The organism is Streptomyces tricolor (assembly GCF_002155905.1).
GTDB lineage: Bacteria > Actinomycetota > Actinomycetes > Streptomycetales > Streptomycetaceae > Streptomyces > Streptomyces tricolor.
Map to the genome: position 1 here is coordinate 1 of NZ_MUMF01001003.1, position 253 is coordinate 253.

Here is a 253-nt window from a genome sequence, read left to right on the forward strand (position 1 = left end):
GACCCCCACCCCGTGTACGCCGCCCTGCGCGAGGAGGGCCGGGCGCACCGCGTCACCCTGCCCGGCGGAGTCGAGGCATGGCTCCTCACCGGCTACGAGGACTGCCGCCGCGCCTTCCTCGACAACGACTCCTACTCCAAGGACATGGCGGCCACCTGGACCGCCTTCCGCGAGCAGCGCGTCCCCGTCACCGGCGACGTGGTGATCGGCATGGGCGACTCCATGCTGGTCTCCGACCCGCCCCGGCACACCC

Annotated in this window: 1 pseudogene; it reads left to right on the forward strand. The window is 73.1% G+C overall.

Features of this window, described 5'->3' with window-relative positions:
- A pseudogene (locus tag CCN44_RS42310) lies at positions 1–253 on the forward strand (cytochrome P450); the annotation flags it as partial.